Raw genomic sequence first — 25487 nt, forward strand, 5'->3', positions numbered from 1 at the left:
CGATGGACAAAGAAGTTACGGTAGGTATCGCGACCGCTCCCGGACAATGGATCGGCTATTGGGGGTACGATTTCCCGGAAATCCCGGCGCGTCGGCTCGAAAGTGTGACCCACCGAATCGCGAACGGGGTTTCCTGGTCGGTTGTTTCCCGGATTCCCACGACGGGAATTCTGGTCACTCTCTCGGCGAGCGGGATCGCGTCCGATCGCGCCTCGCCGGACGCGTGGGTACTCGTGGGAGAGGATAGTTTGACCCTGGGACGGCAAGCCTTCGGACGGGTTCCGCTGTACTGGACGCGACAGAAACAGACGATCTGGTTCGCCTCGCGTTTACGACTGCTCTTGCCGTTATTAGGCTCTCCCTCGGTGGATCTAGCCGCCCTGTACGGGTATAGTTGTTTTTCCTACGTCCCCACCCCGTTAACGCCGATCGAGGAGATTCAAGCTTTAGAGGCCGGTAGGGAGGAGAGTTGGAGAATCGAGTTTCCGGAAGAACTTCTGATTTCTAGCTCGCGGGGGTTGACCGATTGGCGGGAAAACCCTCACCCGATCGAGAGCGAGGAGGTGGCGATCGCCGAATTACAAACCCTGCTACAACAGTCGATCGAGCGTCAACTCGCCGATCTGTCCGATGAACCGGTCGGGGTGTTTCTCTCCGGGGGATTGGATTCCTCGATCGTCGCGGCCCTACTGGTTCGATCGGGCATCACAACCCGCGCGTACACCCTCGATTTCGGCGAGATCGAGAATCCGGAATCCCCCTATGCCGAAAAAGTCGCCGAATACCTAAAAATTCCCCTGACGAAAGTAAAAGCGACCCCCCAACAGATCGGCCCCGCCCTGATCCCCGCGATCCGAGCGCTCGATCTGCCCTTCGGCGATGGCGTTACCGTTCCCCTCTTTTTACTCGGTCAGGCCGCGCGGCAGGATACCCGCGTAATTTTTAACGGCGAGGGGGGCGATCAACTGTTCGCGGGGTGGACGAACAAACCGATGATCGCGGCCGGGATCTATCAGTCCGAGTCCCCCGATGGAGATCGATCGTTCGAGGAGGACTATCTCCGCACCTTTCACCGGCTGTACGGTTACGAGGAACGGGTATTTCAGCCCGAGGTTTTCGAGGAAATCCGCTCGATCGATCCCCGTCACTGGCTGAAAACCGCCCTCGATTCCGCCCCGACACCCTCGCTCCTGCACCGTTTGCGTCGCGCTTCCCTAATGCTCAAAGGGGCGCAGAATATCCAACCCAGGGCCACCAATCTGGCGTTCGCCCACGGATTACAGGTTCGATCGCCCTTTTGCGACCCCGATCTCGCGGAATGGACGTTCTCGCTCTCCGGGGAACTCTTCCTACAGGGATCGCGGGAGAAATATATCCTCAAACGGGCCGTGGAATCCTGGCTTCCCCCGGAAATCGTCTGGCGGGAAAAACGCGGCATGGGGGTTCCCCTCACGCCGTGGTGTTTACAGGAATGGTGGCGTTCGCTGGGTATCTGGTTAAATCCGGGCAGACTGAAAGCCGAAGGACGGTGGCAGTCCGATCTCGCCGTCCGGATCGTCTCCGGGGAGTTGGGGGGGATGATTCAGGGGCGACGCGTGGGGGAAATTCTCTGGTTATTAATCGTCTGGGAGTTGTGGCGATCGAATGTTCTCGGAGAACCGGAGGGCAATCTTTCTTGGAATCATCCTTTCTGGCTCGTTCCCCATTCCCTCTGGAAATACGGTAAACAATGGCGATAAATCTCCCGAAAACGCGCTCCGAATTCATCCTCTCGATCGAACTCGCGAACGAACTCTTAAAACGCTACGGTTCGCCCCTGTACGTGTACGACGGCGATCGATTGCGGCGGACTCTCGCGCGGATCGGGCGATCGATCCCCTATCCCCGTACCCGTTTCCGTTTCGCCAGCGTCACTAACGGCAATATCGCGCTCTTACAGATGATCCGATCGACCGGCTGGGGACTCCACGCCAACACGCCGGGCGATATCTACCTCGGATTGCAAGCCGGATTCTCTCCCGAAGAGATCGTTTATAGTGGCAGTAATCTCGATCGCTCGGAAATGAGCCAAGTTTTAGCCTGGGGAGTGCGGACACTCAACCTCGATAGTCTGGCACAATTGCGCTCTTTCTGTGAGGTTTACGAATCTTTCCCCGAATCACCCGATATCCATCTCGGATTGCGGTTAAACGAACCGTCTCTCACCGGGGATAGCCGGATCGGGGTTCAACCGCGGGAGTTTCCGGAAGCGATCGCCATCGCCGGGAAAGCCGGATTACGGATTCGAGGGCTACATTTCTACCGGGGAACGGGAACGAACGCGACGCGGGCATTCACGGACTCGATCGATCCCGTCCTGAAAATCGCGGAAAGCCTGCCCGACTTTCAATACCTCGATTTCGGGGGCGGTTTCGGCTATCCCTATCAACGGGGGGGAATCGCTTTCGACTGGGAGGAATTCGGACGGGAACTGACGGAACGGTTACGGGGGCGATCGCTCGATCTGGTTATCGAACCCGGCCGGGCGGCGATCGCCGGTTGTGCCGTACTGCTGGCTACGGTGGTTTCCGTGAAATGGCAGGGCGATCGACAGATCGCGGGAGTCGATACCACCGTGGCGAATCTTTCCGTTCCCGCGGTACACGGGGGCTATCGCGAGATCGTCGCGCTGAATCCGTCGGTTGACGGGAATTTTCACCCCACGGATGTCTGCGGGAATACCACCTACTCCCGCGATTACTTGGGGCGAAATTGTTCGTTACCGGGGTTAGCGATCGGCGATATTCTCGCGATTCTCGACGTGGGAGCCTACGGGTACGCCATGTCCTCGCATTTTTTACACCGTCCCCGGCCCGCGGAAGTATTATTAGAAGAAAATCGCCATCGTTTAATCCGTACCCGCGAGGATTATCGCGTGTTGGTAGCCAATCAGATCTGGCAGGGGGAAAACCCTTCCGAAAATTGTTTATAGTTAGAAATTAGGAGGTTTTATGAAATGTGTTCAATGCGGTACGGATAATAAATTGAAAGAGCGAACGGAAAATCAAGGTAGGTGTAAAAACTGTAGTCATCCTTTCGCGTTCGAGCCTACCAGCATGGGAACGGTAAAATGCACCGATCCCTTTTTCGCGAAAACGCTCTCGGATCTCTCGGTTAACAACACCCTTTACTTTACCCCTAAACAATTTCTCTATTTTCTCGATCGACGGATAAAAAAGAAAGGCTCTAATCTATTATCTGGATTGGGCTGTTGGGGATTACTGTTTTTCAGTTCTTCGATTTTTGTTCATCCTAAAATAACCTCACTAATTCTTTTTGTTGTCAGTTTTTATGTCTTATTTCGATCTATTTTTCTGAAATCAAACCGTAAATTTTATTACAGTAGAGCGAGTGCTTTACCTTTTATAGCCTTGCAAGTTATCGTAATTTTTATTTTGGTTTGGGAACGATTTTATGGCTTTTTTAACAATCCTATTCCGCTAATAAGTTGGTTAATTTCAATCGGCTTGGCGGCCGCTTGGTGGAAAATTTTTCAAGAGCTACGAAGTTCTCGAATCCCCGAAAATTTATCGATCGAAGCCTCACAAATGCGGGGTTGGCTCGATCGCTGGAGCGCGATCAACGGTTCCCCGTCGCACCTCCTCCCCCCGCTCTCGGAATTACCCCCCGCGACGGAGGAGATGCCCGATCGATCGATCACCGCGTACAGTTTCGATCGACTCGTCGTGTGCCAGACTGACGAAGTCGCCCAGATGTTGATCGCTAACAACTTTCACTTTGAAAATAACTGCGCGATCCTGTCGATTTCTGGCTACCCGCAACGGATTTTCGACACGACAATGCAGATGCTCCGACGGAACCCGGAATTACGCGTTTTCGCCTTCCACGATTGCAGTCCGGAGGGAATAGAATTAGCTTCTCGATTGCGTTCCGATCCCCGATGGTTTCCCGACGAAAGTATTCCCATTATCGATGTCGGCCTATCCATCCGTCAGATTCTCGCCTCGAAACGAGATGTATTTATGCGGGCTTCTAAAGCTTCGATCGAGGCTTCCCTAGCTTTAAATCCGAGAGTACGGCAGAATTTATCGAAAGAAGAATTGGAATGGCTAGGCGCGGGCAATTTCGTCGAGTTAGAATCTTTCACCCCGCGGACGTTAATTCGAGTCCTCCAGCGGAGTATCGCCAACAGTCGGGCTTTAGAATCGATCGAGGAAAATAACCTGATTCTCCTCGGCGATTCCGGTTCGATGTACTCGATCGATAGTTTCGGCTAACGCTCATTTACTATTTACCTGTAACCAGATTTCCAGACTTACCAGTAACCATAATTTCACGCCGTAGCGTTGCCAGGTATCGCCCTCGTAGCGTAACCAATCCCGGACGATCGATCGCTCCAAATAGGGCGCGATCTTTGCTTTCCGGTTCAATAAAAGCGATCTCGCCTCCCTCTGCCAGTATTCCTTAAATCCCCGTTGTACCGGAACCATCATGCCACTTTTCGGGCGTTCGACGATCCGTTCCGGCAGGAGATCGGCGATCGCCTCTTTCAATACCGCTTTCTCCCGCACCCCCGAAAGTTTGTACTCTGGCGGAATTCGATTGCTGAGTTCGACAATCCTCGGGTCGAATAAAGGCGATCGCCCTTCCAATCCCACCGCGCCCGTCAGATTATTCACCTTGGTCAAAATATGATCCGCGCCTTTGAATTTAATATTCAACGCCATCAATCGGTTCAGATAACCGGCGTTCGCGTGTAAATATTCGGCGAAAACGGAAGTTTCCCCCCGCACCGTTTCCCATATCTCCGGTTTCAGCAAGCGGGGAAGATCGGAGGCGCATTTTTGAAAGGAGAGAAGGTAGGAATACACGGGATCTTGTCCGGTAACGTCCCCGTAGAGTCGATCGAGCAACATCGGTTGATTTTTCGGCCCTCCGAAACAGGGATCGCCCCCTTCCCCGTTCAGGATAACCCCGACGGCTTCTCTCGCCAGATTTCCCAGGAGTAAGTTGGGTACGGTTAACGGATCGCCGATCGGATCGTCCAACCGCGCCATCGTTTCCGGCAATCTCTGCCACATCTGGCGGAAGGTGATTTCGAGAATATGGTGTTCCGTCCCGCAGTGTTGGGCGACTAACCCCGAGAATTCCAACTCGTTCGGCCGATCCTTGCCGAAATGAATCGAATAGGTGTGAACCGGCGCGTCGTGAAATTTACGGGCGATCGCCGTCACCGCGCTAGAATCCAGTCCCCCGGAGAGAAACACCCCCACCGGTTCCCCCGCGGGGAGACAATCGATCACCACCCGATCCAACAGCGATCGCAAATTTTGCCCGTGCCATTCCAGGGACTTTTTCGACTCTTCTTCGAGGGAATCGGTTACAGGAAGTTCCCAGTAAGCGCGAACGCGTTCCTCGGGCAGAGAGAGCGCCGTTCCGGGTTCCACCTCCCGAATTTGCCGCCATAACGTCCGTTTTCCGGGGACGAACGCGCAACAAAGATAATCCCGGAGGGCGATCGGATCTATGTCCCTAGAGTGATGCGGGAGAAGCGATCGAGAATCCGGCGCGATCCATCGGGTGGTTCCGTCGATCGTGTAATACAGGGTACGTCCCCCCACGCGGTCGCGTCCAGCCTGTAAAATCTGTCGTTCCCGATCCCAAACCGCGAATCCGAAAATTCCCACCAGTTCGCGAAACGTCTCCTCGCCCCACCGTTCCCAAGCGGACGCGACCAACCGCAGATCGCGAAACGGTAACGCGGGATTCCCGTCCGGAAAACGTTCGCGGAGTTGGCGATCGCTTATCCAAACGTCCCCGACGATGACAAAACGACCGGAAGGACTCAACACCCACGGAACCGAGGAATCAAGGCCGACAATCGCCAATCGATCGTCCTGCCAGATCGGTTTCTCGATCGAATCGACTTTTCCGAAAGCCAGACACCATCTTCGCGGGATTTTTTCTCGAAACGGATATTTCATCGATATTCCAGACGGGTGGAAACTGTCGGCAGGCGATCGCCCCCCCCGATCGAACTTTACCGGAGAAAATCCCGGACGATCGAGACGATCCTCTCCGATGCCTTGCCGTCCCCGAAAGGGTTGATCGCGTTAGCCATCGTCTCGTAAGCGGTTCGATCGCTCAACAATTCCCCCGCGTTCGCCAGAATATTGCCCGGATCGGTGCCGATTAACTTCGCCGTTCCCGCGGAGACCGCTTCCGGTCGTTCCGTCGTTTCCCGCAAAACTAACACCGGTTTCCCCAGACTCGGCGCTTCCTCCTGCAATCCCCCGGAATCGGTTAATAGGAGGTAACAGCGATCGATCGCCCCCACCAACCTCGTGTAATCGAGCGGTTCGGTTAAAAACACCCGCGGGTGATCGCCGAGCGCGGCCTGAATCGGTTCCCGTACCGTCGGATTGCGATGCAGGGGCAATAATAGAGCCGTATCGGGATATTTTTCCAGAACTAGGGAAAAACCCCGGATAATATCCTGTAAAGGTTCGCCCCAGTTCTCCCGACGGTGTACGGTCGCGAGGATCACCCGGTAACGGTTCCAATCCAGTCCCTCGATGTCGCAATCCGGTTTCGATCGGGCCACCGTTAACAGCGCGTCGATCACCGTGTTTCCCGTGTGGAAGATTTCCCCCGTAACGCCCGATCTTTCCAGATTTTCCACCGCCAACGTCGTCGGGGCGAAATGGAGCCGCGTTAACTGCGAGATCAATCGTCGGTTCGCCTCTTCCGGATAGGGATTGTAGATATTATCGGTGCGTAATCCCGCCTCGACGTGGGCGATCGGGATCTGCTGGTAAAAGGCCGCTAGAGCCGCCGCGAACGCCGTGGTCGTATCACCCTGCACGATGACCAATCGGGGCTGGATTCGCCCGAAAACCGTCTCTAGACCGCGTAAACTGCGACAGGTGATATCCGTCAGCGATTGACGCGGTTGCATGATTTCCAGATCCTCATCGGCTTGCAGATCGAACAAGTTCATCACCTGCTCGACCATCTCCCGATGCTGTCCCGTGAGAATCACCCGCGTGGTAAAATCCCCCGCTTCCCGAAAAGCCCGAATCACCGGCGCCAGTTTAATCGCCTCCGGTCGCGTTCCCAATGTGATACAGATCGAGTTCATTCAACCTCTTGTAAGTGTTTTTTTAGGAGTCAGGAGCCAGAAGTCAGGAGTCAGGAGAATAGGTTCAAGGTTCCGTCTCCGAGGTAAATGGCTTCAAAGTAGCCTTTCCCCCTTTCCCCCTTTCCCTAAAAACTCCCCCATCTCCCTCACCTCCCCATCTCTCCACTCCCTACTCCTCCGGTTTCCGGACGATCTCGGTGGGAGACAGTCGCATCTGACTCGGTTCGAGAGGGGGAGAGACCTGGATAACCCGATGACTCGCGAGTTCCCGCGTTACCGAATCGAGACCCCGCGCGATCCGGAGATGATTCTCCAACTGTTCGCCGGAGGAAACTAGCGCCCCCAACCCGTTAACCAAACGCCGTAAATTGTCGCGGAATTTCGGGTCGCCGATCAACTCATCCACGTCCGAGGTGATTTTTTGGGTGTTTTCAAAGGTCACGCGCGCCGATTCTAGCGTTTTTTGCAGGGTGACGATCGTGGCGGGATCGCTGAGGGTTCGGGTCGCCTCTCGTAGATTCTCGGAAGTCGTGACCGCGTTGGTTAATACCGTCTCGATATTCCGCATCACCTCTCGCGTGTCGATCGCTTCCAGGCTAGTGTTTAAGGTAACGGTGGCGCGATTGAGATTATTGGCCAGCGCGGTTAATCCCTGTCCGGTTCGATCGATATTCGCGAGCGTATTAGAAATCTGGCCGCGGTTTTCGGTGAGTAAAGTGTTCAAATTCTCGACCAAACGCGAGGAATTATCCAGAGTACGGGAAATCTGAGCGCGATTTTCCCGTACCGTGCTATCTAAATTCGTCACCAGTCGCGAGGTGTTATTCGCGGTACCGGCCACCGATCGACTCGTGTTCGCCAATTCTAGCGATAATCGCGACAGTTCTCTCTGGGCGTTGCGGATCGTTACCGCGGTATCGTCGGATAAACGGGCGATACGTTTGGCCGCGAGCGAGGTATTTTTCGTCGCCTCGTTGAGATTGCCCACGAGTTCCGGCGCCGTATAGGTTTCCACGAAACGGTTAAAACTGGTGATTAACTCTACTCCCGGTCTCCCCGGAAGACGGGCGTTATTACAGAGAATGACCTGTTTATCGCAGTCGGGAGCCAGAGGATCGAGGTTTTTCGCGCTCGCGGGGAGCTCGCGTAACGGGGTGATATCGATAGCGGCCTCGCCGATTAAGCCGGAACGATTGGTCTCGATTCTGACATCCCTCGGAATGAGTAGATCCGCGGGGGAAATTTCCGCGATCACCTCCACCTGATTGCTTCCCGGCACGAAACCGAGAATCCGGCCGACTCTCACCCCCCGGAAACGAACGGCCGCGCCTACCTGTAAGCCTTCCACGTCGGGAAACTCGATCGTTAACCGGTAACTTCTCTGACCGAGTCCCCCCCCTCTCAACCAGATAGTGAGCGCGCCGAAAACCAGCAATCCCAACAGGGCGAATAGACCTAATCTCCCTTCCCTCAGCGCCCGCGAACTCTGCATCACTCTCCTCTGACTTTTATCAGTTTTTAGCTTAACTCAAACGATCGTTTGAATCGGACCCTCGGTACTGGCGGTGAAAAATTGTCGGATCATCGGGTTATCGGTTCGATCGATCTCCTCGACGGTTCCCTCCCACTGCACTTTCCCCCGGTAGAGAAACACCACCCGATCGGCCGTCCGACGGATCGTACTCTGTTGGTGGGAGACCATCACGTAACTTCCCGCGCTGTTCGATCGATCGTGGAGGGTTCGCACCAGATCCTCGACGATCGTGGAGGCGATCGGGTCTAATCCCGCCGTCGGTTCGTCATAGAGCAGTAATTCGGGGTTATCGTCGGGATTCTCGGGATTGGTGACGATCGCCCTGGCGAACGCGACCCGTTTTCGCATTCCCCCGGACAGTTCCGCGGGATAGCGATCGCTAATGCCCTGTAACCCGACCATTTCCAGACTTTCCTCGACTAATTCCCGAATTCTCGCCCTCGGTAACTTGGTATGTTCGTAGAGGTAAAAACCGACGTTTTGTTCCACGGTGAGCGAGTCGAACAGGGCGGTTTGTTGGAAAACGAGCGCGGTACGCATCGAATCGCCCCCGTCCTCCAGTAATCCCCGTCGGGGTTGTCCTTTGACGTAGATCTCCCCGTCATCGATCGGCGTTAACCCGGCGATCGCCCGCAAAACCGTCGATTTTCCCGTCCCCGAGGGCCCGATGATCACCAGCGCCTCGCCTTTATAAATGGTCAGATCGAGATTGTCGAGAATCACGTTATCCCCGAATTTCTTCGATACACCCTTGAGTTCGATTAACGGTTCCGGCATGACGGCGGGAGTCAGGAGTCAGAATTCAGGAGTAAATCTAATTTTCAGAAAATCGAACCGCGTCCGGTCGCCATGACCGACACTGTAAATTTCATTCTAATCGCGTTCCGATCGGGTCGAGGGCGATCCCGAAAAATAACCCTCTCCGCGATAGAGAGGGCTAAAAGATTCGAGAGGTTCCGCTCTCGTTACGAATTTTCCTCCAGTCCGAACACGCGATTGAAAGCTTTCATCACCTTATAACCGGAATCGATCGACTCTAACGGATCTTTCCGCAGACGGTGACGCAGACACATCACGATCACCCGACGGATATCGTCCACCGTCACGCTCGTCCGTCCTTCCAACGCGGCCAGCGCTTTCGCGGCCCGGTTGGTAACGATATCCCCCCGCAGTCCGTCCACGTCCAACTCCGAACAAACCTCCGAGATTTTCACCCGGAAATCGTAATCGAGTTCCACCGAGGGGAGTAGTTCCCGAGCGTCTACCAGTTTTCGCTGTAACTCTTCCTGTTCGAGTTGGTACTTATCGAGAAAACCGATCGGATCGGCATCGAAATCGGCTCTCTGTTCCACGATTTTGACCCGTAGAGGCGGTTCTTTCACCGTGTGGATCTCCGCGTGCATCCCGAAGCGATCGAGCAGTTGCGGGCGTAATTCTCCCTCTTCCGGGTTGCCCGAACCGACCAGAACGAATCGCGCCGGGTGACGGATCGAGATCCCCTCCCGTTCCACCGTGTTCCAACCGCTCGCGGCCGAATCGAGCAGAACATCCACGAGGTGATCGTCGAGAAGATTCACCTCATCGACGTAGAGGATGCCCCGGTTCGCTTTCGCCAATAATCCTGGCTCGAACGCTTTCACCCCTTCGGAAAGGGCTTTCTCGATATCGATCGTGCCGCAAACGCGATCCTCGGTGGCTCCCAGGGGTAGATCGACCATCGTGACTTTTTTCAAGACGATCGATAGGGGGATCTGTTCTTCTACCTGTTGCCGAACCTGATCGCTCATCAGATCGGGATCGTTCGGGTCGGAATTAAAGGGATCGTTCGCTACCACCTCGATTTCCGGCAAAAGATCGGCTAAGGCTCGGATCGTGGTCGATTTTCCCGTCCCCCGATCGCCCATGATCATCACCCCGCCGATCTTGGGATCGATCACGTTGAGCATGAGGGCTAATTTCATTTCATCCTGACCGACGATAGCGGTGAAGGGGAAGACGACACGGCGCGTTTTCGGGGGAGCCTGTAAAGTCACGGTCATAGGTCAAATCAACAGTAAAATTGAAAATGAAAAAATAATTTCTAGTCGGGATCGCCAATCGGAAAAAACGGCTAGATCTTCAGCTTTCCTATTGTAAAGCCTTTTCGCCATCAGCCCCCGACGGCCGGTAGTCCCTCGGGAGGCGATCGAAAAACTCTCTTGTTAAAATTGTCGATACCGAATCCCCTTCCGCCTCAAGCCTTCCGTTCCTTTCCCATCACCCAACGCCACAGGGGATGTCGCGGGCCGGCGGTTTGGATTTCCCGCACCTTTTTTTCTAACCGTTGTTTCTCCCGCTCCGGCAGTCCCCGGAGAATATTGCGACTCTGCCAGACTAATACCGCTCCCGTGATCCCGATACAGAACGCGAGAGCGAGCGAGGCGTGGAAATGATAGGCTAACGCGTACCGTAGCGCCGTCCAGGTAAAATATTGTCGTAATAGCTCGATATCGTCCCGGTAGACCAACAGACTCAACGGCGCGATCACCGCCCAGCAGACCGCCACGAAAATCCACCGACCGTAAACCGTCAGTCGATGGAGACGTTGTACCTGTCGCGAGAACTGGGGATCGGTCATCGGGCAACGGGGGGGATAGATCGATCGGAAAATCGGGAATAATTATCGCGGGTTTCTAGAAAATCGTTCGGAATATTCGACCGCCGGAAGGGGTTTACCCGTTCGATCGACGGATAACCTTCCTAAAATTGAAGAGGACCGACGGAAAGGATTCGTGCGATGGAAAACGATACACGAAACTGGTATATTGTCAAGGAAGATTCGGGAACCTGTTCGATCGTTTCCCTGGAGGAAACCCCGAGTTCGGGGGAATCCTGGGGGCCGTACCCGTCGCGGGAGGAGGCGATCGCCCGTCGGATCGGCCTGATCCGATCGGGCAAATGCCGACCGATTACTTAGCGGCGCTCGTGGCCGGTTTTTTGCCCTCCGCTATCTCTTTTTCCAGGATCTCGAAACCTTTTTTGAACTGCGGGTCGTCGAGAGTTCCCACCCGATCGCGTTCCTGTTGGAGACTCTTGCGCGCCTCGTCGGTGAGTTGGTATTCCACGTCGGGATGGATACCGTCGTGATTGATGTCCCGTCCGTTCGGGGTGAGATATTTAGCGATCGTCACCGCTAACCCCGAACCGTCTCCCAGACCGCGCACCGATTGCACCAACCCTTTCCCGAAGGTCTTCGTTCCCACCAACGTGGCCCGACGGTGATCCTGCAACGCGCCGGAAAGGATCTCGCTGGCGCTCGCCGAACCGCCATCGACCAGTACGACCAATGGTTTATTCGTCAGGGCGCTATTGTTCGCCCGCTGTCGTTCGGTCACTCCCTTGCGATCGACCGTGGAGACGATCAGCCCGTCGGGAATCCACATCCGGGCGATCTCGATACTGGAGTACAGTAAACCGCCGGGGTTAGAGCGCAGGTCGAGAATGTATCCCTTCACCCCTTCCGCCTCCTGTTCCCGGATCGCCTGACCCATTTCCGTGCCGGCCTGGGCGCTGAACTGATTGAGGCGGATATAGCCGACCTTGCCGATAGGAGTCGTTTCCACGCGGGCGCGAACCGGGTGGATCTCGATTTTCGCGCGGGTGAGGTTGAATTCTTTCTTCTCGGTTCCCCGGAGAATCGTGATCTTCACGGAGGTTCCCGCCTTGCCGCGGATCAGGTTGACCGCGTCCTCTAATTCCATTCCCTCGGTCGATTTCCCATCGATGGAAATAATCGTGTCTTTCGAGAGAACGCCCGCTTTAAAGGCCGGGGTATCCTCGATCGGCGAGACCACGACTAATTTTTTCGTTTTTTCGTCCTTCGTTAACTGAATACCCACCCCCGTCAGTTCTCCTGACGTATCGATCTGCATATTCGCGAATTCTTTCGGGTCCATGAAACGGGTGTAGGGATCGTTCAGCGTCTTCAGCATCTCGCGGATCGCCTTGTACGCTTCTTCCTTGTTGGTGTAGGTGCGATTCAAGTATTGGGAGCGGACGGCTTTCCAGTCGGATTGATTGAAGGTTCCGTCCAGATAACTACGATTGATGATCTGCCAAACCTCGTCCACGATCTCCTTGGGGCTTTCCTGGAAAAAAGCCTGACTTCGAGAGAGATAGGATCCGGCTCCCGTGACGGCTACGGTAGAGAGAACGACTGCTGTAGCACCTAGAACAAGCCCGCGTTTACTAATGACCATAAGCGATTATCGTGTAGATGAGGTGTCGCCCCCGCGCCGGAAATTTCCCGTGGCCGACCGTCGGATAGCTGGAAGGAAACGAGCGGGCGTTTTCAAGTCAGAGCGACAAGGGTTCGGAGTTAGATTACTACAGTTATAACATCGATCTTCTCTAGCTCGACGAAAATATCCGCGAAGGCTCCCGCCGACTCGCCGAACCGGATCGCCCGAGCGATCGAGAGGAAAGGCTGACGGTTTAATATACTAGGGAAGGCGCTGTCTATCTACCCCCGGATGGGTGAAGCGCGCTCTCCCCCTCGATCGCTTTCTCTTTCCCCGACCCGCGTGTCGATCCTTGTCGATCGCTTTCGTTCGAGTTTCGACTACCCCACGCTCTTTTTAAGAATGCTTTGAACTATAGGAAAAACTCGAATCATGACTCAATTACGGCCAGATATCTTTTTAAATGCCCGTCCGGATACCGAGGGAGATGAGGAAGAGGATTATTTCGATTACTTCTACGACGCTCCGGGAAGTGAACCGGGCACGTTAATTATCGAACCCGACGCGAAGCCCTCGCGCATCGTTCTGATCGATTACGATGAAAATCACGCGATTCGGAAAGTCGATATCACTCCCAACGCTTGCGCTCCCTATATCGGGACGAATACCGTCTCCTGGATGGATATCCAGGGTCTCGGAAGCGAGACGGTTTTAAAGCAGGTCGGCGAGATTTTTAACCTCCATCCCCTATTACTAGAAGATGTGGTCAACGTTCCCCAGCGCCCGAAACTGGAGGATTACAACAATCAGTTGTTGATGATCGCTCACATGGTACGGCTCAAGGAAGACGAACCGGGATTCGATACCGAACAGGTTAGTTTCGTGCTGGGAAAACGCTATCTATTAACGTTCCAACAGGAAGAATTACAGGACTGTTTCGAGATAGTCCGCGACCGGATTCGCACTTCCCAGGGACGGGTTCGCCAATCGGGAGCGGACTATCTAACCTATTTACTGTTAGACTCGATTATCGACGGTTATTTTCCGGTGGTCGAACATTACGAGGATCGCATCGAGGCGCTGGAAGATTCGATTATTACCGATCCCGATCGCCACACGATGGAGGAGATCTACGATATCCGTCGGGAATTACTCGCCCTCCGCCGCTTGATCTGGCCGCTACGCAACGTGTTAAATCTCCTCATGCGCGACCATCACGGCATCATTAGTAACGACGTACAGATTTATTTTCGCGATTCCTACGACCACGTTATCCAGATCCTCGAAATTATCGAGGCCTATCGAGAACTCGCCACCAGTTTAATGGACGTTTATATGTCCACGATGGGCAATAAATTAAACGAGATCATGAAGTTTCTCACGGTGATCTCGACGATTTTTATACCCCTAACCTTTATCGTGGGCGTTTACGGGATGAACTTCCAGTATATGCCCGAATTAAAAGGAAAATGGAGTTATTTTATTGTCTGGCTGATCATGCTGGCTATCGCGGGAGGGTTGATCTTCTATTTCTGGCGCAAGGGTTGGTTTAAACCGATTTACCCGATTAAACTGAAAAACGAGTGAGTTCGCCCGCGTCGGGACAGGAGTCAGGAGTCAGGAGGAGAAAGGAGAATTCAAGATATCGGAAAATTTTGCCCCGAAACCCCAGATAACTGACGATTCTCGCCGAAATTAAAGCTCGATCGCTTCATTCCCGCTCCCTACAGAACGGGGTCGGCTAGTAGCCGCGCGGATAGCCGAACGCTAATCTTACGAACTTCCTAACGATTTCAAGTCCCCCGGTTTGACCGCTCCCCTCTCGGTGATAATGGCGGCGATCAGTTCCGCGGGGGTGACATCGAAAGCGGGATTGTAAAAATCCACTCCTTCCGGGCAGATCCGCGTCGATCCAACCTGATAGACTTCCGAGGGGTTCCGTTCCTCGATCGGGATTCCCGAGCCGTCGGCTAGGGAAAAATCGACGGTAGAAAGCGGCGCGGCCACGTAAAAGGGTACGTTATGGGCTTTACTAACCACCGCGAGCGAGTACGTGCCGATTTTATTGGCGGTGTCCCCGTTGGCGGCGATCCGATCGGCCCCGACGATCACCGCGTCGATCATCTTCTGTTTCATACAGTGGGCGGCCATACTATCGGTGAGCAGGGTGACGGGGATCCCGTCCTGCACGCACTCCCACGCGGTTAACTTCGATCCCTGGAGACGGGGACGGGTTTCGTCGGCGTAAACTTTCAGCAGTCGATTCGCGCTCCAGGCCGATCGGATCACGCCCAGGGCCGTCCCGTATCCCGCGGTCGCCAGCGCGCCGGTGTTGCAGTGGGTGAGAATCCGCAGTTTTTCGGGGGTTTCCGGCAGTACCGCCAATCCGTGTTCGCCGATCGCCTTACAGGTTCGTACATCGTCCTCTTGAATCTGTAGCGCGGTTTCCCATAGGGCGCGCCGGATGTCGTCCGCGTCCCCCGTCGTTCGATCGGCCGTTTCCAGCATTCGATCGATCGCCCAGAAGAGATTCACCGCCGTCGGTCGGGTTCGCCGTAATCGATCGGCCACGGTTTTCAATTTCGAGCGGAATTCTTCTAAAGTACCGGCGGGAATCTCTCCGGCCCCCAAAACCATACCGTAAGCGGCGGAAACCCCGATCGCCGGCGCGCCCCGCACGATCATCGTCTCGATCGCCCGGGCCATCTCCTCGCTCGTTCGGATCTCCACCTCCGCGCGCTCGATCGGTAAGCGGGTCTGATCGATGAGATACACTCTGTCTTCTTGCCAGCGGATCGGATAGATGGGGTTGTTGATAGAAACGCTCGGGGAAACGGTCATAGGGAAAAATACTTAGTCGCGCGAAAAAAAATCGACCGGAACGCGCCGCGAAAACGCTCTCCAGCCCTTCCACTATACCGGGATTTACAAAACTTCACGGGCGGGAACGGGGCGGGAAAACGAGAATATTAAGAAAAGCTAAAGTTTCCGCCGATCGATCCCCTTATCCCCTTAAACGCTTGCGGTATCTGCCTTCCAGACCACGAGAGGATTCCGGCACCCGGCGGGGATCGCTATCCGTCCGCCGATCGGCGACGTTACGCGATCGTTACAAAAGGGCGGCGATCCCCTTAACAATATGTAACAAACAAAATCTCGACAGCAGTGTATAAATTTATTTTGAGGGGTCAAGAGAACAGACGAAAGTAAGGCTGGATACTCGTTTAACCCCCGAAGCGCGATTTATGAGAGAACCCTGAATTTTTTTCAGGATTCTGGAAATAGATCGAAACCTTCACTCGATCGCCCCGCTCAAGCGCGATCCGTGAAATCCCCAAGCGGGAAAAACCTTAAAATTGCAAGCTCATCCAAGTAAATTTAGGAGATTGTCACAATGTTTGACGCATTCACCCGGGTGGTATCCCAAGCTGATGCTCGTGGCGAATACTTAAGCTCTTCTCAACTCGACGCTCTGAGCGCGATGGTTAGCGACAGCAACAAACGTATGGACGCGGTAAACCGGATCACCGGAAACGCTTCCACCATCGTCGCTAACGCCGCTCGCGGTCTGTTCGCCGAACAGCCCCAACTAATCGCTCCCGGTGGAAACGCGTACACCAACCGTCGTATGGCCGCTTGCTTGCGCGACATGGAAATCATCTTGCGCTACGTGACCTACGCTACCTTCACGGGTGACGGCAGTGTTCTCGACGATCGTTGCCTCAACGGTCTTCGCGAAACCTATGTCGCTCTCGGAGTTCCCGGAGCTTCCGTGGCCGCCGGCGTCGCCAAAATGAAAGATGCCGCTATCGGTATCGTCAACGATCGCAACGGCATCACCCCTGGCGACTGCTCCGCGCTCGTTTCGGAAATCTCCAGCTACTTCGATCGCGCCGCCGCCGCTGTAGCCTAGTTCTTTTTCACCGTAAATCCGGTGAACGATCTAAACCGTAGGAAATTTATTGCAAGATTATTGGGAGATACCAAACTATGAAAACCCCCCTTACCGAAGCTGTAGCTACCGCTGATTCTCAAGGACGTTTCCTCAGCAACGCCGAAATGCAAGCCGCTTTCGGTCGCTACCGTCTCGCTTCCGCCAGCCTCGCCGCCGCGAAAGCGTTAACCGAAAAAGCTTCCCAACTGACCCAGGGTGCCGCTCAAGCCGTTTACAACAAGTACCCCTACACCACCCAAATGCAGGGGAACAACTTCGCGGCCGACCAACGCGGTAAAGACAAATGCGTTCGTGACATCGGCTACTACCTCCGCATGGTGACCTACTGCTTGGTCGCCGGTGGCACGGGTCCGATGGATGAGTACCTCATCGCCGGTCTCGACGAAATCAACCGCACCTTCGACCTGTCCCCCAGCTGGTACGTCGAAGCCCTCAAATACATCAAAGCCAACCACGGCCTCACCGGCGACTCCGCCCTTGAAGCCAACTCCTACATCGACTACGCGATCAACGCTCTGAGCTAGTCCGATACGAAAAACTACTGGTCTGGAAAGGCAGGAGGTTGTTAGCAAACGGGTTAGCAATCATCTGTTCTTCCAGACCTCGTTATATTCACCGGAAATTTTTGGTTTCGGACTTCTCGCCCGCGAGCGAGTCGGGTTCGATCTCGAAAACCGTTACTTTTTTTAGGAGAACTCAAGTGGCAATTACTACTTCCGCGTCCCGTTTGGGGACGACCGCGTATAGCGATTCCGCTCCCGTCGAACTGCGTCCCGATTGGTCGCGCGAGGACGCTCTCGGCGTGATCCGGGCGGCTTACCGTCAGGTATTGGGCAACGATTACGTTCTGGAATCGGAACGCCTCAAAAGCGTGGAGTCCCTGTTAATCAACGGTTCGATCACCGTTCGGGACTTCGTGCGCGCGATCGCCAAATCGGAACTGTACAAGAAGAAATTCTTCTACGGCAACTTCCAAACCCGCGTGATCGAACTCAATTATAAACACCTTTTAGGCCGCGCTCCCTACAACGAGTCGGAAGTGATCTTCCACCTCGACCTGTACGAGAACGAAGGTTTTGAAGCCGATATCGATTCTTACATCGACTCTCCCGAATACCTGGAAAACTTCGGCGAGAATATCGTCCCCTACTACCGTAGTTTCGTTTACCAGGCCGGCCAACAGACGACCGGTTTCACCCGGATGTTCCAACTCTATCGCGGGTACGCCAACAGCGATCGCTCGCAGATCGCCGGGAAAGCCTCCCGTTTAGCCTCGGAATTGGCTCAAAACGGTGCTTCCCCGATTGTCGGCCCCTCCGGTGGCAGTAGCGGCTGGGCGTACCGTCCCTCGAAAGCTGGCAACACCCCGACGAAAGCGTTAGGGGGTAACGTGGCTTACGGTGACGTGGGCAAACTCTACCGCGTGGAAATCACCGCGATCAGCAAGCCCGGTTATCCCAGCGTTCGCCGCAGTAACAAAGCGGTGATCGTGCCTTTCGAGCAGTTAAATAACACTTTAGAACAGGTTTACCGTCTCGGTGGCAAGGTGGCCAGCATCACCCCCGCCAGTCTCTAATCCGACGGTAGATTAATTCTCTCCCCCCGATTCGCTTCGGGGGGATTTTTCGTGTATCGCTTTTCTTCTTTCCTACCTAGACAGATATTTTGACAATCGTAAATATGTTATGGTATCGTCAGTGCCAAACAGCATAGGTCATCCATCTTAAGTAATACATTTTCCACACTAACGATGAATCTTAAAAGTAAACTCAAAAATTTCGTTCACGAGTTCGGACTCGACACGTATAAAAAATTTTCTCCCGATTTCTTTCCCGCCGGTTGGGATGTTGCCTCCGACATAGAGAGAATTTGCGGTAAACAACAACCGAAAATTATTTTTGACGTGGGGGCTAATATCGGACAAACCGCCACTTATTATCGGGAAAAATTTCCCCGCTCTGATATTTATTGTTTCGAGCCGATTCGAGAAACCTATTCTATTTTAGAGGCGAAATTCTCTCGCGATCAACGAGTAAAATGTTTTCCCATCGCTCTCGGTGCTAGTCCCGAAAAAAAAGAAATCGTTTTAAATGAGAACTCCCAACAGAATTCTTTAACCGATAAGCTGAATGAAGGGAGAGCTATCGGGACGGACGAAAATTCTCCAAAAACCGAGATCGTTCAGATCGATACCCTAGATGGTTTTTGTCAGGAAAATAATATTAACGAGATCGATTTGTTAAAAATAGATACGGAAGGATACGAGCTAGAGGTCTTAAAAGGAGCGTCCGATTTTTTAGAGAACCGAAAAATCACGCTGGTTTTAGCGGAAGTCGGTTTTCGTCCTTCCGATTCTCGTCATACGCCTTTTCCCGCTTTACACGAACATTTATACGGTCGGGGATTTCGTTTTTACGCTCTCTACGATTTATCCTATTGGCATCCCTATCAATACGAGGGATTAATCTATTGCAACGCTTTATTCGTCAACGCGAAGTTGGTGAAAAGTCGTTATTATTAAGCTCGATCGAGCCGTGTCGTCTCTCTTATCGATCGGGGTGTTCTAGCGTTCGGCCGAGACAGACCCGACACCCGGACAGTAAGATAGTAGAGAGACGGCATAGTATAGAAACATGGACAATCAAGCCCCGATCAAACTCCCGAAAACCAGCGAGTCAGAATCCCTCAAACGCCTGCGCCACACCACCTCGCACGTCATGGCGATGGCCGTACAGAAATTATTTCCCAAAGCGCGCGTGACGATCGGGCCGTGGACGGAAACCGGCTTCTACTACGATTTCGATGTTCCCGAACCTTTCACCGAAAAGGATCTCAAGGACATCAAAAAAGAGATGATCAAGATCATCAACAAGAAATTGCCCGTTATTCGCGAGGAAATCAGCCGGGAGGAAGCGGAACGCCGCATTCAAGCCCTTAACGAACCCTATAAACTGGAAATTCTCGATAGTATTCAAGAACCGATCACTCTCTACCATCTCGGAGAGGCGTGGTGGGATCTCTGCGCGGGCCCCCACGTCGAGAATACCGGCGATATCGACCCGAAAGCGATCGAACTGGAAACCGTCGCGGGCGCGTACTGGCGCGGCGATGAAACCAAAGCCCAACTACAGCGCATCTACGGCACCGCCTGGGAAACCCCCGAACAACTCGCGGAACACAAGCGCCGCAAGGAAGAAGCCCTCAAACGCGATCATCGGAAATTGGGCAAGGAACTCGGTTTATTCATCTTCGCCGATCCCGTGGGACCGGGTTTACCCCTGTGGACTCCCAAGGGAACCCTGATCCGATCGCTTTTAGAGGATTTTCTCAAACAAGAACAACTCAAACGCGGCTATCTCCCCGTCGTTACCCCCCACATCGCGCGGGTAGATCTCTTTAAAATCTCCGGACACTGGCAGAAGTACAAGGAAGATATGTTCCCCCTGATGGCGGAAGACGAAGAATCCGCCACTAAAGAGGTGGGATTTGTCCTTAAACCGATGAACTGCCCCTTCCACATCCAGATTTATAAAAACGAACTGCGATCCTACCGCGAACTGCCGATGCGACTCGCGGAATTCGGGACGGTGTACCGCTACGAACAATCGGGAGAATTAGGCGGTTTAACCCGCGTTCGTGGCTTTACCGTCGATGATTCTCACCTGTTCGTCACCCCGGAACAGCTAGACGCGGAATTCTTGAGCGTGGTAGATCTGATCCTCACCGTGTTCAAGAGTTTGCAGTTGAAAAACTTTAAAGCGCGGCTGAGTTTCCGCGATCCCGAATCGGATAAGTATATCGGTTCCGATGAAGCCTGGGAGAAAGCGCAATCGGCGATCCGGCGCGCGGTGCAGACTCTGGGAATGGATTACTTTGAAGCCCCCGGAGAAGCGGCGTTCTACGGGCCGAAACTGGATTTTATCTTCCACGACGCGCTGGAACGGGAATGGCAGTTAGGAACCGTACAGGTCGATTACAACCTGCCGGAACGCTTTGAACTGGAGTACGTGGCCGAGGACGGTACTCGGAAACGTCCGGTTATGATCCACCGCGCGCCGTTCGGTTCGCTGGAACGATTAATCGGGATTTTAATCGAGGAATACGCGGGCGATTTCCCCCTGTGGTTAGCCCCCGTACAGGTGCGTTTACTGCCCGTTAGCGACGAATTTCTCGATTACGCTAAACAAGTCGCCGCGAAAATGCGATCGCTAGGCATCCGCGCGGAAACCGACACCAGTGGCGAACGTTTGGGCAAGATGATCCGCAACGGCGAAACCCAAAAAATCCCCGTGATGGCGGTTGTCGGCGCGAAAGAGGTGGAAACTAACAGCCTGAGTGTCCGTACCCGATCGAACGGCGATCTAGGCTCGATATCTGTCGAGGAATCGATCGAGAGACTGAAAACGGCGATCGACAATCACGGTAATTTTTAAGAGTAGGGTGGGTTACGCTTCGCTAACCCACCAAGAAGCGAAGGGAAAAGACGAACGCATTAAAAGCGGTCTTTTCCCTTTCCCCTTTCCCCTTTCCCCCTTCCCCTTTTCCCGAAACAATCCCTCACCTCTCCAACACCTCCCGCACAACGTCGGCTAGTTTTTGGCTCACCAGGGCGTTTCCGGCGGGACTTAGGTGAATATTGTCCCGGTAGAGGGAATCGGGGGGCGTAACGCCTTGAAAAACGGGCAAGAAATCGACGTAGGGAATCGATCGATCCCGCGCGAACTCGGCTAGTTTCCGCCTCGCTTTTATTTCGTAGTCCTTGCCCTCTTTTCGGGATTCCCGGATCAGGGGAGTGATGGCGAGAATGAAAGTCGCTTGATTTTCCCGCGCGATCGCCTGTATTTTCTCTACAGCCGCTAAATTGATCGCCAGTCGATCGCCTTCCTCTTTTACCTTGGGTACGGGAGGATAACGCTTGAAATATTTATCGTACAGTTCGATTATGGCGAATCCCGGCGATCGATCCGGGTAATTGATATCCCGTCCGACGACCGCGGAACTCGGCGCGGTTGCGAACAGATCGTCGGTATTCATCAAAAGAACGAGAACTCGCGCTCCGAACGTCCCGAAACGCTCTAAATAGGCTAACTGATTCCGCGGCCCCCAGGAATTCGCCGAAGCGTTGAGAACTTCTACCGGGGGGGAAATCGATCGGGACAGTCCCTCGCCGACGAGCGCGGAAATCGTTCGCGATTGATCCGTCCACCAAGCACCGTTAGCGATCGAATCCCCCAGAAGTAAGATTCTCGTCGTGTTCGCGGGAGGAATGGCGGCGATCGGCGCGCTCCGCATGGAATATTGATTGATCTCGATATAATTCCCCGATCGTCGCGTTTTCTGGTTCGGCGCGAGTAGATAACCGATTTCGGCATCGGTTTGATAGAGCAGGGGATTTCCCAACCCGAAAGCGAATCTTAAGATAGCCTCAAGGATCGCGATCGCGACCAGGATGACCCCTAGAATGATCGCGGAGAGTCGAACGATACCGATTTCTAATAACACGGATGAGCGATTCTTCTTTACTTTATGATCTAAGAGTTCAGTGTCTCATATTTTCCGATTCATCTCATGACAGGGAGTTCACGGCTATGTCAGATTTAAATCGCGGCATCATGAAGTTCGAGGGAGCCGACAAACCGGTTGTCGTCGCTACCTCCGCCATTCTCGTTCTCGGAGCGATCGCCGGGCTGATCCTTTGGGCGATGAAAGTCGCCTATGTAATGAATTAACCGAACAGAACACTTTCCCCCCTCCTCACTCGCTCGAAAAAAAACTCGAAAAAAAAGTTTGACTTTCGGGGCAGGTGTGCTAAGATGATTAATCGTGACATAGATGGGTCGGTGCCCGAGTGGTTAATGGGGGCGGACTGTAAATCCGTTGGCTACGCCTACGCTGGTTCGAATCCGGCCCGGCCCACCACGATAATCGCCCGTGTAGCTCAGTGGTAGAGCACACCCTTGGTAAGGGTGAGGTCATGAGTTCAATCCTCATCACGGGCTTAGTTGTTAGTCTGGCAAAGATGTAATCACCGCACTTTGCCTAGAGCTTTCACCGTTAATACCCATACAGTCGATCGTGGTATATTGGCTCTTTCAAGCTAACCCCAAGTACAGCCAAATTCTAGAAGCCATCGAAAGGCTAGAGGAAATTTACTGGCTCGTCACTCGCTACAGCAAAGAGATCGCTCCGGGCGATCGGGTAATGATCTGGATTGCGGGTAAGCGAGCCGGGATTTACGCCCTCGCGGAAGTTTTAGAGGCACCCCGGTTTAGAGATGAACCTCCCGATATCGATATCTGGACAATGCCTGTACGGGCTAAAGCTAGGTTCTGGGCCCCCGTGAGATTCCAACAAAAGCTACTCGATACTCCCCTGCTTAAATCAGTCCTAGTTTTCGATCCGATCCTTCATGAATTGGAAGTTATCCGCCGCCCCCACAACAGCAATTTTCGGGTTAGCGATGAACAGTGGAATCGAGCCATCAGCCTGCTCGACGGTATCGATGTTTGACCACCTCGCCCCGCCACGACCGGCTAGAACTTAGGCGTTGCTTCGGTGAGCGATTCGTTCTCTTGAGCGATCGAGTTTTCCCGTTTCGTACCTTTCGGGCATCCTATCCCCGTCCGGCATCCAGCGTGTTTTGCCCGTATAAGCCTTTTGATTCGCTCCTTGAATGTATTCCCGTTCTCACCTCTCTCGTGTCTTCTAGGGGCATTTTCCGCGCGATCGAGAGGGGGAATGTCCCCGAACCCGGCCCGCGAGCAATCAAAATTCACGGGAAGCCCGATCGATTCCCGCTAGGATCGCGATAAGAGGAATTTCCCCGAAATCGGGCGAATTCAATTCGGCAACTCATCGATCGAATCATTACAGACAGGGAATCGGGCCGATTTAGTCGATACGATAACCCCTCCCACGATCGCCGATGAAAGCCTGGGAATTGTCTCTAAATTCGGGGAATATAATCCGGTCTACTGTCGCGGTGGTGGTGGCGGCGGTCTGACTTGGAAAATCGTCGATAATGTGCAATTCTCCGTCGGCTACGTGGCGGGAAATAACAACAACTCGGAAGTGGGAAACGGGTTATTTAATGGAACCTATCACGCGCTGGCTCAATTAGCCTGGTACGGGAATAATGGCGCGTGGGGAAGGTTGTCTACCCGGTCTCGTTTTCGGGATTCCTCCGAAGGTGGCGAGTAGTAGTGTTCGCGAGGACGCGGATACCGCCTATCATATCGAGGCTTTCTATCGCTTACAAATTAATGACTGGATCGCGGTGATTCCGGGATTTTGGGTAGTTATTAATCCCGAAAATAATTCTCTCAATCAAACGCAGCGGGTCGGCTATCTACGGACGGGTTTTAATTTTTAACCGGTTCTAAATTCGGAGCTTTACGGGAGCGATCGAGGGGAAAAACTCTCGCGATCCGCGTGAATTAGTAGGTCGGGTCGAGGTAACGAAACCCGACGCGAACCTCTTAATTATTGGGAATTGTTGGGTTTCACTTCGTTCAAAGCGACCTACGAAAAAAGATCTGTCAGCCGATCGGGAGAGAGCCCCCGACCGTTTCGGACCTTAGAATATCTCGAATTACACGGATAATACATTTTCTTGTTTATAAGAGTATTAAAAATACTTTTAAATTTTTAAAATGGTTATAAATTTACTTGTTATAATTTATAACTTATATCGAGTTAAATAAAATTTACTATAAAATACAATAATTTATAATTATAGCAAGTTTATATATACTTTTTGTAACGCAAAGTCATTTTTATGTCCTCGTGTCCCAGGAGTGCCTGTAGCTGTTCGATCGAGATGATCCCGACGCGCTCGACGGCGAAGGTGTGACGGAGATCGTTGATACGGCAGGATTTCAGGTCGGGATCGAGAGCGACTAACTTTTGCCAATCGCGATAGAGAACCGCGTAGGGTAAACGGATGACCTCTCCCGTGGCGCGATGGATCGAGTTGAAGAGGGCGCTATGGTCGCGATGGCGGTATCGATCGAGGTATCGCTCCAGAATCGGGCTGACATCGGCACTATAAACGAGCGATCGAACCCGATTTCGATATCCTGTCAGTTGAATATGGCAGTTATCGAGGTTTATATCCTCTAGGTTCAACGAGAGAACTTCGGACACCTTCGCGCCGGTGCGGTGGAGAAGACGGACGATCGCGTGTAGGCGATCGCCTTCGGGGGTCTGTTGTTGTTCGAGGAGGGTGTAGAGGCGATCGAGTCGATCGGGAGAAAGGTAGGCGATCTCCGACGCGGGAACGTCGGGAGCGGGAAGACGGGCGAGCGGATTATAGAGAATATAGCTCTCTTGGAAAGCGTAGTTGAATAGGGAGTTAATAATCGTCCTATGTCGCTTGTAGGTGCTTTTAGCGAGGGAATCTAAGGATTTTAGGTAGGTTTCCAGGTCATCGCCGGTGATCTCGTCGATCGCTTGACTGCCGTATCGATCGAGCAGGGGACTCAGCACCGATAGATAGGATCGCTGGGTAGCTTGTTTATGCTGGTATAAGTCTAAAAAATTAACCGCTACTTGCGCTAGTGTTAGAGGCATTTTTATATCATAGTTTTACCGTATGTATACTTTAAGTATAAAGTATAAAAATGTATTTTAAAATAT

General features: G+C 53.3%; 24 protein-coding genes and 2 tRNA genes. 16 read left to right on the forward strand and 10 right to left on the reverse strand.

The genetic code is table 11. The features are described 5' to 3' along the window. The first annotated feature begins 2 nt into the window (after positions 1 to 2). The 3 genes from V0288_RS16190 to V0288_RS16200 all read left to right on the forward strand — a co-directional run bounded on the left by V0288_RS16190 (position 3) and on the right by V0288_RS16200 (position 4277). Positions 3 to 1739: an asparagine synthetase B family protein gene (locus tag V0288_RS16190; protein ID WP_332866174.1), complete on the forward strand. Its 1737-nt coding sequence runs from the start codon at positions 3 to 5 to the stop codon at positions 1737 to 1739. Next, positions 1730 to 2971, forward strand: coding sequence for a diaminopimelate decarboxylase family protein (locus tag V0288_RS16195; RefSeq protein WP_332866175.1), 1242 nt, complete (start codon positions 1730 to 1732; stop codon positions 2969 to 2971). Before V0288_RS16190 ends, V0288_RS16195 begins: the two co-directional genes overlap by 10 nt. A gap of 616 nt (positions 2972 to 3587) precedes the next feature. Continuing rightward, positions 3588 to 4277, forward strand: a complete 690-nt coding sequence (locus V0288_RS16200) for a toprim domain-containing protein (RefSeq protein ID WP_332866176.1) — start codon at positions 3588 to 3590, stop codon at positions 4275 to 4277. 3 nt (positions 4278 to 4280) lie between these two features. Here V0288_RS16200 and V0288_RS16205 read toward each other — a convergent pair whose 3' ends face one another. The 6 genes from V0288_RS16205 to V0288_RS16230 form a co-directional block, all read right to left on the reverse strand. After that, positions 4281 to 5984, reverse strand: a complete 1704-nt coding sequence (locus V0288_RS16205; RefSeq protein ID WP_332866177.1) for an asparagine synthetase B family protein — start codon at positions 5982 to 5984, stop codon at positions 4281 to 4283. Positions 5985 to 6040: 56 nt separating this feature from the next. After that, positions 6041 to 7141, reverse strand: a complete 1101-nt coding sequence (gene wecB / locus V0288_RS16210; protein ID WP_332866178.1) for a non-hydrolyzing UDP-N-acetylglucosamine 2-epimerase — start codon at positions 7139 to 7141, stop codon at positions 6041 to 6043. Positions 7142 to 7310: 169 nt separating this feature from the next. Then, complete coding sequence (locus tag V0288_RS16215; RefSeq protein WP_332866179.1) at positions 7311 to 8633, reverse strand: MlaD family protein; 1323 nt, start codon at positions 8631 to 8633, stop codon at positions 7311 to 7313. A gap of 36 nt (positions 8634 to 8669) precedes the next feature. Next, a complete protein-coding gene (locus tag V0288_RS16220; RefSeq protein WP_332866180.1) occupies positions 8670 to 9452 on the reverse strand; it encodes an ABC transporter ATP-binding protein in 783 nt (260 codons plus the stop codon). Positions 9453 to 9640: 188 nt separating this feature from the next. Then, positions 9641 to 10714 (reverse strand): magnesium chelatase ATPase subunit I, encoded by a 1074-nt coding sequence (gene bchI, locus V0288_RS16225; protein ID WP_332866181.1) that lies wholly within the window; start codon positions 10712 to 10714, stop codon positions 9641 to 9643. A gap of 194 nt (positions 10715 to 10908) precedes the next feature. Continuing rightward, on the reverse strand, positions 10909 to 11292 hold the full coding sequence (locus V0288_RS16230; RefSeq protein WP_332866182.1) for a hypothetical protein: 384 nt from the start codon (positions 11290 to 11292) through the stop codon (positions 10909 to 10911). Between the two features lie 159 nt (positions 11293 to 11451). Here V0288_RS16230 and V0288_RS16235 point away from each other — a divergent pair, with 159 nt between their 5' ends. Then, positions 11452 to 11631: a hypothetical protein gene (locus V0288_RS16235; protein WP_332866183.1), complete on the forward strand. Its 180-nt coding sequence runs from the start codon at positions 11452 to 11454 to the stop codon at positions 11629 to 11631. Here V0288_RS16235 and ctpC read toward each other — a convergent pair. Next, entirely contained in the window at positions 11624 to 12913 is a 1290-nt protein-coding gene (ctpC, locus tag V0288_RS16240) for a carboxyl-terminal processing protease CtpC (RefSeq protein WP_332866184.1), read from the reverse strand. The two genes, V0288_RS16235 and ctpC, sit on opposite strands and share 8 nt — an antisense overlap. Before the next feature lie 414 nt (positions 12914 to 13327). On the opposite strand from ctpC, the gene corA reads away from it, so the two are divergent. Then, on the forward strand, positions 13328 to 14482 hold the full coding sequence (gene corA / locus V0288_RS16245; RefSeq protein WP_332866185.1) for a magnesium/cobalt transporter CorA: 1155 nt from the start codon (positions 13328 to 13330) through the stop codon (positions 14480 to 14482). A 186-nt stretch (positions 14483 to 14668) separates the two neighbouring features. Here corA and mtnA read toward each other — a convergent pair whose 3' ends face one another. Next, positions 14669 to 15736, reverse strand: coding sequence for an S-methyl-5-thioribose-1-phosphate isomerase (mtnA, locus tag V0288_RS16250; protein ID WP_332866186.1), 1068 nt, complete (start codon positions 15734 to 15736; stop codon positions 14669 to 14671). A 553-nt stretch (positions 15737 to 16289) separates the two neighbouring features. Here mtnA and V0288_RS16255 point away from each other — a divergent pair. The 5 genes from V0288_RS16255 (at position 16290) to thrS (ending at position 21283) form a co-directional block, all read left to right on the forward strand. Continuing rightward, positions 16290 to 16808 (forward strand): phycocyanin subunit beta, encoded by a 519-nt coding sequence (locus V0288_RS16255; RefSeq protein WP_332866187.1) that lies wholly within the window; start codon positions 16290 to 16292, stop codon positions 16806 to 16808. Positions 16809 to 16885: 77 nt separating this feature from the next. Then, positions 16886 to 17374 (forward strand): phycocyanin subunit alpha, encoded by a 489-nt coding sequence (gene cpcA / locus V0288_RS16260; protein WP_332866188.1) that lies wholly within the window; start codon positions 16886 to 16888, stop codon positions 17372 to 17374. A gap of 176 nt (positions 17375 to 17550) precedes the next feature. Further along, a complete protein-coding gene (locus V0288_RS16265; RefSeq protein ID WP_332866189.1) occupies positions 17551 to 18426 on the forward strand; it encodes a phycobilisome linker polypeptide in 876 nt (291 codons plus the stop codon). A gap of 174 nt (positions 18427 to 18600) precedes the next feature. After that, positions 18601 to 19371 carry an FkbM family methyltransferase gene (locus tag V0288_RS16270; RefSeq protein WP_332866190.1) on the forward strand — a complete coding sequence of 257 codons (771 nt, stop codon included), beginning with the start codon at positions 18601 to 18603 and terminating at the stop codon, positions 19369 to 19371. A gap of 112 nt (positions 19372 to 19483) precedes the next feature. Continuing rightward, complete coding sequence (gene thrS / locus V0288_RS16275) at positions 19484 to 21283, forward strand: threonine--tRNA ligase (RefSeq protein WP_332866191.1); 1800 nt, start codon at positions 19484 to 19486, stop codon at positions 21281 to 21283. Positions 21284 to 21407: 124 nt separating this feature from the next. Here thrS and V0288_RS16280 read toward each other — a convergent pair whose 3' ends face one another. Next, positions 21408 to 22352: an SGNH/GDSL hydrolase family protein gene (locus V0288_RS16280; protein WP_332866192.1), complete on the reverse strand. Its 945-nt coding sequence runs from the start codon at positions 22350 to 22352 to the stop codon at positions 21408 to 21410. An 86-nt stretch (positions 22353 to 22438) separates the two neighbouring features. Here V0288_RS16280 and V0288_RS16285 point away from each other — a divergent pair, with 86 nt between their 5' ends. The 6 genes from V0288_RS16285 to V0288_RS25155 all read left to right on the forward strand — a co-directional run bounded on the left by V0288_RS16285 (position 22439) and on the right by V0288_RS25155 (position 24222). Beyond that, positions 22439 to 22579 (forward strand): hypothetical protein, encoded by a 141-nt coding sequence (locus V0288_RS16285; protein ID WP_332866193.1) that lies wholly within the window; start codon positions 22439 to 22441, stop codon positions 22577 to 22579. A 105-nt stretch (positions 22580 to 22684) separates the two neighbouring features. Next, a tRNA-Tyr gene (locus tag V0288_RS16290) sits at positions 22685 to 22769 on the forward strand. Positions 22770 to 22777: 8 nt separating this feature from the next. Next, positions 22778 to 22849, forward strand: a tRNA-Thr gene (locus tag V0288_RS16295). Positions 22850 to 22925: 76 nt separating this feature from the next. Further along, positions 22926 to 23360, forward strand: a complete 435-nt coding sequence (locus V0288_RS16300; protein ID WP_332866194.1) for an EVE domain-containing protein — start codon at positions 22926 to 22928, stop codon at positions 23358 to 23360. A gap of 513 nt (positions 23361 to 23873) precedes the next feature. Next, a complete protein-coding gene (locus V0288_RS25150; RefSeq protein WP_422661996.1) occupies positions 23874 to 24050 on the forward strand; it encodes a hypothetical protein in 177 nt (58 codons plus the stop codon). Continuing rightward, positions 24040 to 24222, forward strand: coding sequence for a carbohydrate porin (locus V0288_RS25155; RefSeq protein ID WP_422661997.1), 183 nt, complete (start codon positions 24040 to 24042; stop codon positions 24220 to 24222). Before V0288_RS25150 ends, V0288_RS25155 begins: the two co-directional genes overlap by 11 nt. A 371-nt stretch (positions 24223 to 24593) precedes the next feature. Here the strand turns inward: V0288_RS25155 and V0288_RS16310 are convergent, their stop codons facing one another. Continuing rightward, positions 24594 to 25421 (reverse strand): tyrosine-type recombinase/integrase, encoded by an 828-nt coding sequence (locus V0288_RS16310; RefSeq protein WP_332866195.1) that lies wholly within the window; start codon positions 25419 to 25421, stop codon positions 24594 to 24596. Positions 25422 to 25487 lie beyond the last annotated feature (66 nt).

This window comes from Pannus brasiliensis CCIBt3594, assembly GCF_036688125.1.
GTDB classification, from domain to species: domain Bacteria; phylum Cyanobacteriota; class Cyanobacteriia; order Cyanobacteriales; family Microcystaceae; genus Pannus; species Pannus brasiliensis.